Source organism: Paenibacillus sp. FSL H8-0315 (assembly GCF_038005365.1).
In the GTDB taxonomy this organism is placed as follows: Bacteria; Bacillota; Bacilli; order Paenibacillales; family Paenibacillaceae; genus Paenibacillus_AQ; species Paenibacillus_AQ odorifer.
The window spans coordinates 1,795,380-1,811,126 of sequence record NZ_JBBOTA010000001.1 but is presented as its reverse complement, the minus strand read 5'-3'; the positions used below and the strand labels follow the sequence as shown (position 1 = coordinate 1,811,126).

Sequence of the window (15,747 nt, the reverse complement as noted above, 5' to 3'; positions counted from 1 at the left end):
TTAAACTATGTTGCAAAGTGCGGTGGTGAGAAGCTTGTGTCCTCCGTGTTTTGTAGCGAATTAGGAGATGAAGCGATAGTGAATACATATGCAGAATTTAGAGTCACAGCGGAAAGTGTATATGATGTTCAAGTAGAACGCAGTAATCCAATTGGATATGCTTGGCGGATGATCGCCAGGGATCATGAGCAGGTGTTCGGAAAAGCTCCGGTACAAGGAGCAGCAGCTACTGTAATTATTCGTTATGCGACAGAGGATGATGGCTGCCCGGAATGGGCGGAGGGTTTTTGTTTGCGTTTTACAGGTAGTGAAGAGGATCGGATCTTGCATATTATCGGCCGCGATGAATTGGGCATTATTTATGGGATGCTTCATTATAGCCGCCACGTGCTTGGTGTCGATCCCTTCTGGTTCTGGGCGGAGCTTCCTCCTGTTAAGAAAGATGCGATCAATCTACCTGTTTCTGATTACAACAGCATTCAGCCAAAGGTACGCTACCGAGGTTGGTTCGTGAATGATGAAGTGTGTCTTATCGGCTGGAAGGAGGATTATCCTCCGACGGCGGAGGTATGGAAGCCTGTTTTTGAAGCGCTGCTGCGCTGTGGTGGAAATATGGTAATCCCCGGGACGGATTTGCCGAGAAACGGAATACATCATCAGCTTGCGGTGGATATGGGACTGTGGATCACACATCATCATGCGGAGCCGCTTGGCGCGCAAATGTTCCTGCGTGCTTTTCCGGGCAAGCAGGCTAGCTATAAAGAATATCCAGAATTATTTGAACAGCTGTGGAGAGAGGCCATTGAGCGGCAAAAAGATGAAAAAACACTCTGGGTGCTCTCTTTCCGCGGACAGGGTGATAAACCTTTTTGGGAGAATGATCCCTCTTTTGATACTCCGGAGAAACGGGGCGATTTGATCTCATTTGTAGTTCGCAAGCAATACGATATGATCTGTGAATATGTGGACCAGCCTGTGTGCTGTATGGCGATGTACGGAGAAATTGCGGAGCTGTATAAACAAGGAAAGATCGAAGTGCCAGAAGGTGTTATTAAAATATGGGCGGATAACGGATACGGTAAAATGGTGTCGCGACGACATGGCCATCTGAATCTGCGCGTGCCTGCTCTACCCGAGGCAGGAGATCAAGGCAAAAACGGGGTATATTACCACGTCACCTTCCACGACTTGCAGGCCTCCAATCATCTAACACAATTCCCAACGGATCCGTCCTTTATAGTGGAGGAATTACAGGGGGCATTTGCGGCAGGGGCTAGTGAATATCTGCTAGTGAATTCAGGGAATATTTTGCCTCATCTCTATACATTAGATCTGACAGCAAAGTTGTGGATGGATGGAACAGCAGATGCTGATGAACAGCTTCAGATCTTCGTTAACCGTTTCTACACAGCGCAGCAGGGGCGAATTGCACAATTGTACAAAAGCTACTTCAAAAACACCATAGTATATGGTCCTAATGCTGACGACCGCGCAGGCGATGAATTCTATCATCATCCGGCAAGGCAGATTATAGGGCATTGGCTGCAAAATAAGACGGAGAGCGATGAGCGACTGCGCTGGGCCGCAGGGGATGTTCCTTTTGTAGAGCAGGTTCGATGGTTCAGGGATCGAGCTGAGCGAGTAATACTAGTCTGGTATCTGCTGCGAAAGCAGTGCCTAGAGGTGATGGAACTTTTACCCGTAAAAGAGCGAAACAGGCTGCATGTTCAACTGCTAGTTCAAATTGAGCTGCATTGGAGCGGGTGCAGAGGGTTATCCTCTCTTTGCCAGGCGTATATGTGTTACCAAGAAGAGAGATTTCCAGAGGCGTTTATCGAAGCTTCTCATGCGGTTTGGGATTATAAGGAGGGCCAGCAGGCTCTTTTACGGGCAGAGATCGGCCAGTGGAAGCATTTTTATCGGGCTGATTGGTTGACCAATATTGCCAACACTATAGATCACGTAGAAACGGCCCGTAAATTTTTGCGGATTCAGGGGGATAGTCCGGATATGTTTTTATGGTATAAGGAATATTTGATGCCCGAGACCGAAAAGCATATCTATCTGGAAAATACGCATCGTAATCCGTTATCAGACGATGAGCTTGCACGGCGGCTACAGGAGAAATTCAGCTCTCTTTAAAAAATATCCACACACCACTAGTGAACGCTTAAACGTTCATCGGTGGTGTTTTTTAATAAATGACCTATTTTTTTATTTTAGAGGGAACTTTTTCAAGTTTGGAAAGTCTTATTAGGCAAGAGGTGAGGCGAAACATGCTAAGCGAAGATATACCATATACAGCAGCGTATGCGCCCGCAATGAGTTTGCGGGAAATGATGGAGGCGTATGGCTCGGATGTGTGGAATTATGCTTTTTTCTTAACTAGAAGTCGAGAGCAGGCAAATGATATCAGCCAAGAAGTGTTTTTGAAGGCGTACAAGAATGTTGGGAAATACCGGGGGCAATCTTCGATGAAAACCTGGCTGCTTACGATTACCAGAAATACGGCCTTCAGTTGGAGCAAAAATAGCTTTTGGCGCAGATTCATAGCTTTGGGTGATCAACCTACTGCTGTTAATGCACCTTCTGCGGAAAAAGAAGCCCTTGGCAATCAGTATGCGAACCGGATCTGGGAAATTATTATGACCCTTTCAGAGAAGAACAGAGAGGTGCTTGTGCTAGATATTCAACATGGATTATCCATTGCCGAAATGTCAGATTTGCTGAATGTAGCACAAGGAACCGTGAAATCTCGGCTCGCGCGGGCGAGAGAGAAGGTTAAAGAGGCTATCCAGAAGGAGGAGAGGGAATGAAACGCAACGCCGATGATAGTAATCCAGTGATGATCGGGCAGACGGATTGGTATGCGCAAGCAGGCAAAAATCCTTTCATTGAAGATGGTTTTACGCCTGAGTTAATGATGCGGATCGAACAGGCTGCTGCGAATAAAAGTTCAGCTTACAAACGTTATTGGATAAATAAAAATGTGGTGTTGACCAGTCTGGCTACGATTTTGTTGATAGGTGCGCTTACCTTCCCTATGGGCATATGGAAAAACACAGGGCCAATCCATTCGTCATCCGTTCAGTCACAAGGCGCAGGCATACTGCCTTCTTCTAGTCCTGCAACTAATGATAAAGCGATAGAGCCTCCGACAAGTCCAGTAGAATTTGAGATTAGTGGTAAGAAATACTACATGCCTTTGCCAATGAACAGAGATAAGAGTAAAGCGTATGCCGTTGAGACAACAGCGGGAATCCTTTGGTCGCCGCCACCCCCGATGGTGGACTACAAGAAGCCAAAGTACACACATCCTACAGAACCGTTCACTCTTTACCTGAGCTCGAAGGACCAGACGGAATTATCGGCTTCTTCAGCTACTAGGATTTATACTTTACCTCTTTATGCAGGAGGGGCAAGTACTTATCAATATTTGAGTGGATTTTTTGGAGCGGGCGATTACGCTCTGCTATTTACCTATACGAAGACTATAGGTTCAGGCATTATGGAGAATGGTAGATTTTTTATTCTAAATGTTAAAAAAGCAGCGACAGGAGAATCAGTGGTACCGAAAGAGCTTACGTCCTTTGATTGGGAGCTATTAGAATATAAGTCAATAATCGCAGTAGATAAGGAGCATGACCAGATCGTATTTAGTTACCTAGAATACCCGGTAGATAAGACATACCAAGACAAAACAGTGCTTTATGATATGGAGACCTTAAGCATTCAAACACCTGCATCGACCATTGGATTTAGAGACATTAATGGACAATCGTTAACCATGGAATATGAGATGAATGGAGAACTTTATAAAGCTGATATTCTTACGAAAGGTGGACCAGGGTGGTTAGATGAAGATTGGGCATTTTTATCAGAAGAGCGACAAAATGAGCTGTATCAGGAATTTTACAGTCAGACTCCCTAGTAGATAATTCACTAAATAAAAGCTATACTTTTTGATAAAGTATTTTCTTTTGAGAAGAGTGGAGCCGAAGCGATGAAGAAGTTAACGATTGATGATGTGGCTCAAAAAGCGGGAGTTTCGAAAAGTACGGTCTCCCAATTTTTGAACAAACGTTTTAAATATATGAGCGAAGCGACGAAAAACCGGATTGAGGCCGTAATTGAAGAGCTTAATTATCAGCCAAATGGTCTGGCGCGCAGTCTGAAGCAGAACCGGACGCATATGGTCGGGATCATCGTAGCTAATATTGACTACACGCTGTCAATCCAATGTATCCGGGCGATTGAGAATGAGCTGCAGCATCACGGAATCCAAGTGATCATATGCAACGCAGATGAGAATGCGGAGAAAGAAAGCAAATATGTAGAAACCTTAATCGCTCGTCAGGTGGATGGGCTGATTATTTTTCCTACAGGGAATAACCCGTCTGCCTATAGCAAGCTGGTAGAGGCTGATTTCCCGCTAGTCTTTATGGATCGTCTAGTAGATGGAATCACCACGCAGAGTCTATTGCTGGATAATGAAATGGCGGCAAAGATAGGCGTAGGGCAGCTAATTCAGCAAGGCCATGAGCGGATTGCTCTGGTGTCCCTTCCAATTGGGGAGCATGCGATTACCCCTCGGAAAGAGCGGATTAGTGGCTACAAAAAAGCGATGGAAGAAGCGGGCATAACGCTGCGTGAGGAGTATATTTGCAGTGTATCCAAAGAGGAATTAGCTTCGGGGCTGGAACACTTATTAGCACTGCCGGAGCCGCCAACTGCACTGCTGGCTACGAACGACATCACACTAGCGGAAATTCTGAAATATGCGAATCGAAATGCCATCTCTATTCCAGAACAGTTGTCGGTCATCGGGATAGATGATGCGGAATTCGCGCAAATTTATAATCCGGTCATTACGACAATCCGTCAGCCTGCTTACGAGATGGGGATGCAGGCTGCCAAGATTATACTCTCTTGTATCGAGGATAAGGGAGCTTCTGTTCCAATTACATATCGTTTCCCGCCGACCTTGCAGCAAGGGCAGTCGGTGAAGTCTTACAAATAAGTTTGAACTATAAAAAGGGGAGTGCCCAGCAGCTATTTCTTAGCTTGTTGGGCACTCCCCCTTTTATTGGACCTAACTTTATCTAAACACTAAACTTGGGTTTGATTGGGTAATATTCTCGCGTAGGAAGTCACTATCGGACTCAGCTGACCTTATATGCGGTATAATCCCATATTTGGAGTACTATCGGACCCCATCGCAGCTATCGGCATGGAAAACATGCTAAATGCCCTTTTTCATAAGGAATAGTGTCACTGGAGTCCGAAACTACGCCGCAAAGGTGAAAAAATTGCAAATAGCGTCTTCTGGGTCCGAAAGCCCTGAGGTACGTGATTACACTGCTGAAGCATAGCAATAGCAATAGCAATAGCAATAGCAATAGCAAAAGCTTAGCATAGCAAAGCCAAAGCCAAAGCCAAAGCCAAAGCCAAAGCCAAAGCCAAAGCCAAAGCCAAAGCCAAAGCCAAAGGCATAGCCATAGCAATAGCAGCCAATCAGCAACCCAAAAAGCAGAGCAGCGATTCTCCAATAACGGAGAATCGCTGCTCTGTGTCTTTTTGCAATTATTAGACTTCTTGTTGCATAAACTTCGCAAGTTCCTCACGGGTGGGAAGTCCGTCCATATCGCCTGGCGACATGACGGCTAACGCACCGATCGCATTGCCGCGTTTGACGGCCTCAGCAATCGGAAGCTTTTCCAACATCGCACTGATTACGCCAACCGCAAATCCATCACCTGCACCCACCGTATCAACAACCTGCTCCACCTTGAATCCGTCCACGTAACCTTCCCCAGCAGAGGATTTATAGTAAGCGCCTTCAGGGCCAAGCTTGATGACGACTAAGCTTATGCCACGCTCCAGGTAATAGTCTGCAATCTCTTCGGGTGTGCTCAGTCCGGTAAGGATTTTACCTTCACCGAGTCCCGGCAGGAACCAGTCGCAGCGTGTAGCCAGATCATTGATGGTACTCACCATTGTTTCTGTATCCGGCCATAAGCTGGGACGCAGATTAGGATCCAGAGAGATCGTCTTTCCTTTACTCTTCATAAATTCCATAGCGTGAATAGAAAATTCAAGACAGCTCTTGGACAAAGCAGCGGAGATACTTGTAACATGCAGATGTCCTGCGGAATTGAAGTAGGCCTCGTCGAAATCCTCCAGACTAAGCGTGGAGGCCGCGGAGTTTTTGCGGAAGTATTCGACCTTTGGATCGCCGGTAACCACTTTCGATTTGATAAGCATGCCTGTTGAATACTCTTTAGTAAAAGTAATATTGTCCGTATTAATGTTCTCGTTCTTCATCGCCTGAGCAATGAATGTGCCAAAGTTATCTTCGCCAAGCTTCGTAACATAACCTGTAGGATGATTCAATCGCGACAAGCCTGTAGCCACGTTGCTTTCTGCACCTGCTAATGCTTTGGAGAACGAAAATACTTCATGCAGAGGACCGGCCTCATTCGCATAAAACATCGCCATCGGCTCCCCGAAAGTGACGGCATCCAGCTGTTTACTCATTTTTAGTTCCTCCTAGGGTAATGATTTTATCCCAGTATAATGATTTGTAATTTGAAATTATCACATAAATCGGTTTTGTACAATAAAAGAATGATTGTTAACCAAAAAACTTTTTTCGTAAAAAGAAAATAATGTTTCCATAAACCCTTGTTTTATAAAGGTTTTTCTTAGGTTTTATTACTTATTTCCACCTGATGTAATAAAAATGTATTGACTGTTAATCGTATTGTTATTACTATTTCCTTATAGAACAAAACGCAATAATTAGTAAATTTAATAAAAAAGTTTATCTAAAAAAGTATTTCCTGTTTATCTATGATCGTACCAAGAGAAAGGGAGTCTACTGATGAAGAAAATGAAAGTATTGCAGAATGTGGCATCCGTCGGGGTTGTAGCGGTTATTCGAGCAGATAGTGCTGAGGAAGCTTTTAAGATGTCCGTTGCTTGTATAGAAGGCGGTCTAAATAATATTGAGGTAACTTTTACTACACCAGACGCGGATGTGGCGATTAAGAGATTGGTTGCTGAGTACGGAAGTCGTGCGGTGATTGGCGCCGGAACTGTCTTGGACCCCTTAACAGCTAGAATAGCCATTCTTGCAGGTTCAGAGTTTGTCGTTAGTCCCTCCTTTGAAGTGGAGACAGCTAAGATGTGTAATCTTTACGGCATTCCCTATATGCCTGGTTGCATGACATTAAATGAAATGAAGGAAGCGCTGAAGTACGGCGTGGATGTGCTTAAATTGTTCCCTGGCAGTGCTTTCGGTCCGGATTATGTAAAAGCGGTTAAAGGTCCTATGCCACATGTAAATATTATGCCGACCGGTGGCGTGGATTTGAACAATATGGAGAAGTGGATTGCAAACGGCTGCATGGCTGTGGGCATTGGGGGGAATTTGACTGCACCGGCGAAGAATGGCCGATATGATCAGATTACCGATCTTGCTGCCCAATATGTGGCGAAGTTTAAAGAGATAAAAGGGATTTAATGTATAGTTCGAACGGAGATTGAAATCCAGATTCGCGTTTTTATTTATAGGCTGTGTGGCTGACAGACGTTGGCCATGCAGCCTTTTTATGTTGATTTTCTTTGAGCTGTCCATATTCCTTTTATTCTATGCTTTTTAGAAAGTATAGAATCGGGATAAAGATAATAAACTATATAATAGAAGAGTAGTGATACATGGACTGAACGTCAGGATTTATTATCCAGCCGGGAGTGAGTATATGCCTGCTTATAATGATAAAAAGCTGTATCAAGCAGCGGATGAAGATGATGCTGAGTACGTAGAAATTGAGTCGGCATTCCATGGTTGTAAGGTGACGGAAGGGCAGATCTACAGATTAGAGCGCAATTACAATAACCCTCAATTATTTGAGAATGGAGAAGCCTATGTGGTGGATGATGAGACTAGGGAAAACTACGCGGTCTTCATGCTCTGCAAAATTGCGCTCTATAAATAGAGTTTCTTGCTCGATACCGGAGGGTAATATTTAAGACAGACGGCTTCATTTCCGACAAGGGGATAGGCCGTTTCTTTTGATGTCATTTTTGTTACTAAGATAGTGAAAAAGAGTATTTGAATGATTGTTGTTTCCCCTGTATGCTTAGTAGGAATTATTGGCTGTGCAATGCGGGATAGCGCGTTGTAACGGCTGGCTTAACATGACGTTCTAAGAAAAGTTTGGTATTCTAAAAATATTAATTACACGGTTGCAACAAATTCGCAGTCTTGCGCGTCAGTAAGATTGCATAGAGAGGGGGAACCTTCGTGGTGGAGCAGGGACTCATCAGAGCCGCTCAAGCGGGCGATCGCGACGCTCTAATCACCCTATTGCGAGAAATTGAAGGACATGTATATAAAACGGCCTTCTACATTTTGCATAATGAACAAGATGCGCTAGATGCATCTCAGGAAGCCTTGATCCGGGTTTATACAAAAATCGGCTCATATGAGGAGAAGGCCCAGTTCAAAACGTGGGTTCAGCGAATCGTCACTAACATTTGCATTGATAAATTCAGAAGAACTAAACCTACAGTTTCTATTGATGAACATGAAATGGTGTTTCAGGATAAACACAATGTGGAACGTGAGGTTCTATCCTCTTATTTAGCTGAGGATATACGCGAAGCGATTGATCAATTGCCCGAGCATCATCGGACAGTCATCGTCCTGCGCTATTTACAGGATTTTTCTTACAACGAGATTGCAGATTGTCTGGATTTGCCCTTGAATACAGTGAAATCGTACTTATTTCGGGCTAGACAGCAACTGCAGAATAGACTTCAGGAGTACCAGAAAGGTGGTGTATCGGGATGAAATGCGCGGAGGTGATGGAATGGATGCACCGCTATTTAGACAAAGATTTGAGTCAAGATGAGATTGTTGAGATGTTCCGTCATATCGATAATTGTCCTTCCTGCGCGGAAGTCTTTGAGCGCCTGACACTTCTCTCCAATGAATTGGAGCAGTTGCCAGACGTGAAACCCCCGTTTAGTCTGGTTGACTCTATTTTACCTCAGCTTGCAGAATTGGATCGAAGCAGTCGTGAACAAAGTGCTGTGAGATCTGAGGAGCCGGTTGTTGTTCCATTTTCACGTGAAAGCTCCCGCGGTAAACCTTCCAAGGGAACCTCTATAGCAACACGGACAGGCATTGGAGCTATTGCAGCTGCCGTTCTATTAGGGATCGCAATATTTAATATGCCCGATAAAATGCCTGGGGCAGAAGTAGAACAAAGGATGCAGGATAGTGCTAAAACAGCCAGCGATGATACTAAGGATACAGCAATGGAATCACAAGCTTCTATTACTGCTAACTCTGATGGAGCTTCACCTGCAGCTGGTGGAGAGAACGAGGGCGCTGCCCAGTATAAGACGGATGCAACAGAGATGAACGAAGATAACGCCGCTTTAGATAGAGCGACGGGACCAGTGGACCCTACCTCGATGCCAAGTGCACCGGCGGATGCAGCTGATGCGGGAGCTGGAGCTGGAGGGCGGTCGATCACCGAACCGCCTCAAAGCGCAGATCCTAAGCCTACAGAGAAAATTGTTTCGCCAAAGCAGGATGTCGCCACGAAATCTCAAAATTCAGATTCTAGTAATGCCAGTAGCAATCAGCTAAAGGTGGATAATAAGGAGCAAACTGCTGATATGAATTCAGACAGCGCAGCTGATTCTGCTCCGCTGATGGAGGATTCTTTAAAGATTCCTTATGACTATGGACGGGAAGTTATGAGCTTAAGCAGTTCTGATGAATCTAATGTGCAGACCTGGACTTCCCCTGATGGTCAGTATGCTATAGAATTTGTTGGGCTGCAGCTTGTGATTTATAAGAAGTCGCCAGCGGGCTCAACGGAAGAACGGTTAGCCGTAAACTCTTATCCGCTGGAAGGAAATTGGATTTCTGGTGAATGGTCTGCGGACAGCTCGAAGTTTACGTACGTGACTGAAAAAGATGGTGTGAATGTAACCAAGGTGTACACTGTACAGGAAGCAGTTTCTTCAAGTCCGGCTGCATCCCCTGGGGCGACACCAACGAACACTCCAACCTCATCTTCAACAAATTAAAGTGGGGTTGGAACTTTTTTCGAAGTTTCTGAATATACTATATCAACAGGACAGGAACTAGAAAGTATAGGTTTTGCAGAACATCGGTATGACCGCCGGATGCGGAGTTTCTAGAGCTTCGCACTCCGTCGTTTATATAGATGCGCCGCTTAAACGGAGAGGCTTTGGCCATGGCTGCCAGAGTTTCTCCGTTTTTGCATGCATTTTTGTAGTTTTTTTTGCTACAATAGAACTCTGGACAAAATGGGCTAGATGAATGGAAAAGGAAGTGGCGGGATGGATGCCAAAACGGCGATAAAAGAAATCAAACAAGGGAAGATCTCACCGTTATATGTTTTATATGGCAGTGAGAAATTTCGAATGAATGAATTCACGGCACTGCTGGAAGAACAGCTGATTGCTAAAGAGGATCGTGATTTCGCAGTTATTCCCTTTGATCTCTCTGAGACGCCGGTGCAGGCTGTGGTAGAAGAAGCGGAGACTGTGCCATTTATGGTAGAACGTAAATTATTGCTGGTGCGGGATGCCTCGTTATTTACAGCGGGCAAAGAAAATGCCAAACTGGAGCATCGTATAGATCTTTTAAGTGACTATTTGCAGCATCCTGTAGACTTCAGTGTAATCGTCTTTATGGTGAATAATGATAAGCTGGATGAGCGTAAAAAAATTGTGAAGACTGTCAAATCAGTGGGCACAGTATTAGCCTTTAATCCGCTGGGAGCAGAAGAGCTGCTGCGCTGGGTGGAAAAAGGAATTCGTGAGCGGGGTTGTGTAATGGCACCTGGCACGGCAGAAATTCTTATAACGAATGCAGGCACAGGCTTGCAAGGTTTATCTGCAGAGATGGACAAGCTTTGTTTATTTGCTGGTAAGGGCGGCACTGTGGATGCGGGGGCCGTAGAGAGTCTGGTACACCGTGGTACAGAACAAAATGTGTTTACGCTTGTTGAGGATATCGCTAATCTGCGTCTTGATAAGGCGCTTGATACCTTATATGAGCTGCTGAAGCAGCGTGAGGAACCGATCAAGATCGCAGCGTTGGTTGCGCGGCAGTTCCGCATTATTTTGCAGGTTAAGGATTTATCAGCACATAGTTATTCGCAGGGACAGATTGCGTCACAGATCGGATTGCATCCATATGCGGTTAAGCTTGCTGGGGAGCAGGCCCATAAGTTCTCCAGTGAACGATTGCGGCAAATCTTAAGTGCATTGGCGGATCTGGATTATAAAATGAAAACAGGGGCTATAGACAAAGTGCTAGGGCTGGAGCTGTTCATGCTGCGTTTAGGTGTCTGAGCTAAGAAGGGGAAAAAGTATTGGAGATGATCTGACTATGAAAAGAATATTTCAATATTCGGCACTGCTGTTACTCGTTCTATTAATTAGTTCCTGTGGCAAAACGGATACTAATTCACCGTCAGGTTCAGCTTCTGAGTCGCCTGCGAATTCGAATACCTCTGCAGATGCACCTTCTTATTTTGGGGAATGGAGTGTACAAGGTCTAGTAGGTTCTACACCTGTCTCGGCAGCGGAGGATGAAAAGCTTATTGGCATGCGGGTAACTTATTCGCAAGAAAAGGCATCTTTTGATAAAGATGAAATTATGAACCCTGAATATAAGGAAGAGAACATAACAAAGGATGACTTTTTTAACGAATACAGAAATGAATTAAGCGACCTTGGCATCGAAACGGAATCGGTTATGACGGTATCTATAAATAATTGGACGAATCCCGGCAGCAGTTTTATTGTTAAAGACGATCAAACGATGATTTTTTTATGGGATGGTAACTATTATGAAATGAAAAAAGAGAATAAATAAATGAAAGAAGACCGTCTCTCTGAGGGGGTCTTCTTTCATTTAATAAACATCTCTTAAAAGTAACTAACACTACTTATTATTAATTAATAGACACAAAAAAACCTAACCGTATGAAGCATAGCGGTCAGGTTCTTCAATTGCTCATTATGAATGTCGTCTTAGGCTTGAGCCGTAAGAGCGTTCAATTTCTTCGCCAAGCGGGATTTTTTGCGGGCAGCCGCATTTTTATGAACCAGACCTTTACTTACGGCCTTGTCCAGCTTTTTGGAAGCAGCTAGGAAAGCAGCTTGAGCAGTTTCTACTTCCGTACCAGTCAGAGCTACATCAGCAGTTTTCACAGCTGTACGAAGCGCGGATTTTTGGGAAGCATTCAGTGCACGGCGTTTTTCGTTCGTGTTTACGCGTTTAACCGCGGATTTAATATTTGGCATTGCATTCACCTCCTGTAAGACATTCGAAATCATTATCAAATGATTCACAACTTAAAATAGTTTAGCATGACCGGTAGCAAAAAGCAATACTTAAAGCTTTCAAATTAAACCTCCGTATCCTGCATAAACATTGGCTTTCTCTCGCACACTATCGACAAAAGAGCATAGGCAGAAGCTTGCCAAATGAGGATGAACTCATGGAAGTGTATGCTTACAAAACTAAGCAGCCGCTTTCGAAGTGAGTTTTGTTCGAAGTAACTCATGGAAGTGTATGCTTACAAAACTTTTAGGAGGCTGGTACACAATGGAACCGGATCTGCAGCTATATTCTGTGCGCACCGATTTGGCATTAGAGGCAAAGGAAATGGCTCAAGGCCCACAGAGAACGCCGATCCCTGGTGTGAACGAAGAAGTGGAAGAGTCTGATGGGATTAAAGTGACCCGTCTTGGTGTAGCTAATGCTGCCGGATCACAGGCAATAGGACGCGCAATTGGCAACTATGTAACCCTTGAGGTACCCGCTCTGCGTGGCGGAGATACAGGCTTGCAGCAAAAGGTGGCAGAAGTTTTTGCCCGCGAATTTGAGGACTTTTTGATCAGAATTGGGATTGGCAAGGATGCATCTGTGTTGATTGTTGGTCTTGGTAACTGGAATGTTACACCGGATTCACTGGGTCCTTTAGTGGTGGAGAACTCACTCATTACGCGGCAGTTCTATGAGCTGGTTCCGGATCAGATCTCCCCTGGTTATCGTAAGGTGAGCGCTATTGCTCCTGGAGTGCTTGGGCTGACTGGAATTGAGTCGAGTGAAGTCGTGCAGGGAATCGTGGATCGGACGAAACCTGAGCTTATTATTGCCATAGATGCATTGGCATCCCGGTCACTGGAGCGTATCAATACGACGATTCAAATTGCCGACATTGGGATCCATCCCGGTTCGGGGATTGGCAACAAGCGACGTGGATTAACCCAAGAAATTCTGGGTGTTCCTTGTATCGCAATCGGAGTGCCCACTGTCTGCTATGCCTCAACTATTGTGAATAATGTGCTGGAGATGATGAAAAATCACTTCGGGCAAGGAGCAAACCATACGAAGGAAATCATGGGGATGCTGGACGATATCTCTGAGCAGGAACGCTTGTCATTAGTGAAGGAAGTGCTTGAACCCCTGGGGCACGATTTGATCGTCACTCCGAAGGAAATTGATGAATTTATTGAAGGGATCGCGAATATTGTGGCCAGTGGTCTGAATGCGGCTTTACATGATGCGGTTGATCCTGAGAATGTTGGCGCGTATACCCACTAACTGAATTATGGTTTGTTTAGCCCGGCGGGATGCTGAATTAAGGTATCCTGTACGGGCTTTATGTCTATTCTCTCATTTTCGGTTCTAGTATTGCTCTTGCACTCATAGATTTGGAGTATAAGAGATTACAGAGGGCTGGAGGAGGACATAACTACAATGAATAAAAAATGGTTTCAGCTTTGGAACATCGGCCGTTTAAGGGGAAAAATGCTGGATGTTTTATCGCTGGGGAGAACGATGCTGCTGTTGGCCGGAGGTTCACTAGTATTTTTTATGCTGCTTGGAGCCGGTGGATTGGCCGGACAGAAGCTTAGCTCTTCACCCATTCCTTCAATGAAGGGGCTTGCCGCCTCCCTGTCCAGTGGTTTTTTCATGGAGCTGCTGGGGATGGAGGTGCCGCATTTACCGCAGGGTAAAGAGCCATCCGCTTTTTCAGGTGAAAAGGTAACTTCTTTCGTATTTCAGTTGCTGACCAGCGTGAATCCAGGCGACCCTAAGAGTCTAGTCTCTCGTGAAGTGCCGGGGATGGCGGCGGATGATCCATTTCTTTTGCGGAAAGGTTCAGGTGGATCTACAGGAGCACCAGTGGATTATCATCCTGGGACTGATGAACTGGCTGAGGGTGGTGAAGATGCAGAAACTTCTGTTCCGGACGAAGGGGACAAGCATGGAGATACTACAACACAGCAGCCTGAAGCGACGGTTGCACCATCCCCTGAACCATCAGCGGAGGAAGGGACGGATAAGAGTGATCCGCAAAGCGGCACAGACAGCACTAAGGATACCTCCATCAAACGGATTCTAATCTATCATTCACATCCTAGAGAGGCCTACAATCCTCTGTTAGGGGCAGCAAATGAAAATCCCAGCTCCGGAGTTTCAACTAAAAATGTAATGCTGGTAGGATCATATATTACGAAAAGACTGGAACAGCTCGGGATTGGTACGGTTCATGCCAAAGAAGATTTTCCAACCAAAATCACCGACTATAACTGGAACTTTTCCTATAAATATTCCCGGATCTTGGTTAAATCAGCACTCAGCGCAAATGAGGAAATGGATAGTTTTATCGACATTCACCGCGATTCGCAGCGTCATAGCAAAACAACAGCTGTTATTGACGGGAAAAGCTATGCACAGGTCTATTTTATCATTGGACATGCAAATAAAGACTGGAAGAAGAACGAAGAGTTTGCCAATAAGATTCATCAACAGCTTGAAAAGAATTACCCGGGAATATCTCGTGGGATATGGGGAAAAGCTGCGGGTAAAGGAAATAACGGGGAGTACAATCAGACCCTCTCTCCTAATAGTGTTTTGATTGAAGTGGGCGGAATTGATAATTCGGCTGAGGAATTAAAGCGTACGGCTGATATTTTGGCGGATGCTATCGCTGATGTTTACTGGAGCAGTCATGACGCTGAGAAGGTGAACGCACCTGAAAAAGTGGCGAATCCCACTACAACACCAAAGAAATCAAACGGAGCTTCTTAAAATAAATTACCAAGGATTAAAAAGGAGTGGTGTACATGTCGCGTTTCGGAAAAAAACTGGTTATGGTCGGGATTTGGGCAGGGATTGGCATCCTCTTAGGGATGCAGTTCGGCGGAAGCGGTGGTTCAACAGTCTCTAAGATTCTGCCCGGCTGGAATGCCAGCCCGACTACACCGACCAGTCAAGTAACAGGCATGCAGCCACAGCCACAATTGCAAAAGAATGGTGTGACACAGGGTGGGCAGACTTATGTATATGTGCCAATGGTGATCGATCCTGTCACAGGTGCTTATACGGCCGTCTCTCCTTTGCCTCAAAATAGCAATACAACGCCAGCCGCAGATCCTCCTCAACAAGTTGTGGATGATTATAGTACGAAATCTCCGGAGCAAATTCTAATTCCTGAGGAGCAAAAGCCTACAGTCGATGTTCTGGCAGATAAGACGGCAGGTCTCTTGCAGCAGGCTTCCCAGAAGGGAATCCGCTGGGTAGTTTCATTGTTCGCTTCGGCAGAAAATTAACAGCAAATTTAGAAGAAACGGTTATTTCACGGGATCGTGTATAGCTGTTTCTTTTGTTTTGGG

15 protein-coding genes are annotated in these 15,747 nt (G+C 45.1%); 13 read left to right on the top strand and 2 right to left on the bottom strand.

What is annotated here, in order from left to right:
• The first annotated feature begins 78 nt into the window (after positions 1–78).
• The 4 genes from MHB56_RS07835 to MHB56_RS07820 all read left to right on the top strand — a co-directional run bounded on the left by MHB56_RS07835 (position 79) and on the right by MHB56_RS07820 (position 5,020).
• A complete protein-coding gene (locus MHB56_RS07835) occupies positions 79–2,142 on the top strand; it encodes a glycosyl hydrolase 115 family protein (protein WP_341143450.1) in 2,064 nt (687 codons plus the stop codon).
• 134 nt (positions 2,143–2,276) lie between these two features.
• A complete protein-coding gene (locus MHB56_RS07830) occupies positions 2,277–2,816 on the top strand; it encodes an RNA polymerase sigma factor (RefSeq protein WP_341143449.1) in 540 nt (179 codons plus the stop codon).
• A complete protein-coding gene (locus MHB56_RS07825; RefSeq protein ID WP_341143448.1) occupies positions 2,813–3,931 on the top strand; it encodes a hypothetical protein in 1,119 nt (372 codons plus the stop codon). Before MHB56_RS07830 ends, MHB56_RS07825 begins: the two co-directional genes overlap by 4 nt.
• A gap of 72 nt (positions 3,932–4,003) precedes the next feature.
• Positions 4,004–5,020, top strand: a complete 1,017-nt coding sequence (locus tag MHB56_RS07820) for a LacI family DNA-binding transcriptional regulator (protein WP_076179378.1) — start codon at positions 4,004–4,006, stop codon at positions 5,018–5,020.
• A gap of 566 nt (positions 5,021–5,586) precedes the next feature.
• On the opposite strand, the gene MHB56_RS07815 is transcribed toward MHB56_RS07820, so the two are convergent.
• Positions 5,587–6,537: a sugar kinase gene (locus MHB56_RS07815; RefSeq protein WP_076281205.1), complete on the bottom strand. Its 951-nt coding sequence runs from the start codon at positions 6,535–6,537 to the stop codon at positions 5,587–5,589.
• Between the two features lie 346 nt (positions 6,538–6,883).
• Between MHB56_RS07815 and MHB56_RS07810 the strand changes: the two genes are divergently transcribed.
• The 6 genes from MHB56_RS07810 to MHB56_RS07785 all read left to right on the top strand — a co-directional run bounded on the left by MHB56_RS07810 (position 6,884) and on the right by MHB56_RS07785 (position 11,932).
• A complete protein-coding gene (locus MHB56_RS07810; protein ID WP_038572952.1) occupies positions 6,884–7,525 on the top strand; it encodes a bifunctional 2-keto-4-hydroxyglutarate aldolase/2-keto-3-deoxy-6-phosphogluconate aldolase in 642 nt (213 codons plus the stop codon).
• A 238-nt stretch (positions 7,526–7,763) separates the two neighbouring features.
• A complete protein-coding gene (locus tag MHB56_RS07805; protein ID WP_038572950.1) occupies positions 7,764–8,000 on the top strand; it encodes a hypothetical protein in 237 nt (78 codons plus the stop codon).
• Between the two features lie 308 nt (positions 8,001–8,308).
• On the top strand, positions 8,309–8,857 hold the full coding sequence (locus tag MHB56_RS07800) for an RNA polymerase sigma factor (protein ID WP_036677530.1): 549 nt from the start codon (positions 8,309–8,311) through the stop codon (positions 8,855–8,857).
• Complete coding sequence (locus tag MHB56_RS07795; protein ID WP_076129691.1) at positions 8,854–10,110, top strand: anti-sigma factor family protein; 1,257 nt, start codon at positions 8,854–8,856, stop codon at positions 10,108–10,110. Before MHB56_RS07800 ends, MHB56_RS07795 begins: the two co-directional genes overlap by 4 nt.
• A gap of 276 nt (positions 10,111–10,386) precedes the next feature.
• Entirely contained in the window at positions 10,387–11,406 is a 1,020-nt protein-coding gene (holA, locus tag MHB56_RS07790; protein ID WP_036677525.1) for a DNA polymerase III subunit delta, read from the top strand.
• Between the two features lie 37 nt (positions 11,407–11,443).
• Positions 11,444–11,932, top strand: a complete 489-nt coding sequence (locus MHB56_RS07785; RefSeq protein ID WP_076129692.1) for a hypothetical protein — start codon at positions 11,444–11,446, stop codon at positions 11,930–11,932.
• A gap of 158 nt (positions 11,933–12,090) precedes the next feature.
• On the opposite strand, the gene rpsT is transcribed toward MHB56_RS07785, so the two are convergent.
• Positions 12,091–12,363: a 30S ribosomal protein S20 gene (rpsT, locus tag MHB56_RS07780; protein ID WP_036677521.1), complete on the bottom strand. Its 273-nt coding sequence runs from the start codon at positions 12,361–12,363 to the stop codon at positions 12,091–12,093.
• A gap of 304 nt (positions 12,364–12,667) precedes the next feature.
• Here rpsT and gpr point away from each other — a divergent pair, with 304 nt between their 5' ends.
• The 3 genes from gpr (at position 12,668) to MHB56_RS07765 (ending at position 15,684) form a co-directional block, all read left to right on the top strand.
• Complete coding sequence (gene gpr, locus MHB56_RS07775) at positions 12,668–13,669, top strand: GPR endopeptidase (RefSeq protein WP_036677518.1); 1,002 nt, start codon at positions 12,668–12,670, stop codon at positions 13,667–13,669.
• A 156-nt stretch (positions 13,670–13,825) separates the two neighbouring features.
• Entirely contained in the window at positions 13,826–15,163 is a 1,338-nt protein-coding gene (locus MHB56_RS07770) for a stage II sporulation protein P (protein ID WP_076129693.1), read from the top strand.
• A 35-nt stretch (positions 15,164–15,198) separates the two neighbouring features.
• Positions 15,199–15,684 carry a hypothetical protein gene (locus tag MHB56_RS07765; protein ID WP_076185487.1) on the top strand — a complete coding sequence of 162 codons (486 nt, stop codon included), beginning with the start codon at positions 15,199–15,201 and terminating at the stop codon, positions 15,682–15,684.
• Positions 15,685–15,747 lie beyond the last annotated feature (63 nt).

Excerpts from the sequence above, each read along its gene's own strand:
- MHB56_RS07815 (WP_076281205.1), bottom strand. The coding sequence starts at position 6,537 with ATGAGTAAACAGCTGGATGCCGTCACTTTCGGGGAGCCGATGGCGATG.
- MHB56_RS07785 (WP_076129692.1), top strand. The coding sequence starts at position 11,444 with ATGAAAAGAATATTTCAATATTCGGCACTGCTGTTACTCGTTCTATTA.
- gpr (WP_036677518.1), top strand. The coding sequence starts at position 12,668 with ATGGAACCGGATCTGCAGCTATATTCTGTGCGCACCGATTTGGCATTA.
- MHB56_RS07805 (WP_038572950.1), top strand. The coding sequence starts at position 7,764 with ATGCCTGCTTATAATGATAAAAAGCTGTATCAAGCAGCGGATGAAGAT.
- MHB56_RS07830 (WP_341143449.1), top strand. The coding sequence starts at position 2,277 with ATGCTAAGCGAAGATATACCATATACAGCAGCGTATGCGCCCGCAATG.
- MHB56_RS07820 (WP_076179378.1), top strand. The coding sequence starts at position 4,004 with ATGAAGAAGTTAACGATTGATGATGTGGCTCAAAAAGCGGGAGTTTCG.
- MHB56_RS07810 (WP_038572952.1), top strand. The coding sequence starts at position 6,884 with ATGAAGAAAATGAAAGTATTGCAGAATGTGGCATCCGTCGGGGTTGTA.
- rpsT (WP_036677521.1), bottom strand. The coding sequence starts at position 12,363 with ATGCCAAATATTAAATCCGCGGTTAAACGCGTAAACACGAACGAAAAA.
- MHB56_RS07825 (WP_341143448.1), top strand. The coding sequence starts at position 2,813 with ATGAAACGCAACGCCGATGATAGTAATCCAGTGATGATCGGGCAGACG.
- holA (WP_036677525.1), top strand. The coding sequence starts at position 10,387 with ATGGATGCCAAAACGGCGATAAAAGAAATCAAACAAGGGAAGATCTCA.
- MHB56_RS07795 (WP_076129691.1), top strand. The coding sequence starts at position 8,854 with ATGAAATGCGCGGAGGTGATGGAATGGATGCACCGCTATTTAGACAAA.
- MHB56_RS07765 (WP_076185487.1), top strand. The coding sequence starts at position 15,199 with ATGTCGCGTTTCGGAAAAAAACTGGTTATGGTCGGGATTTGGGCAGGG.
- MHB56_RS07770 (WP_076129693.1), top strand. The coding sequence starts at position 13,826 with ATGAATAAAAAATGGTTTCAGCTTTGGAACATCGGCCGTTTAAGGGGA.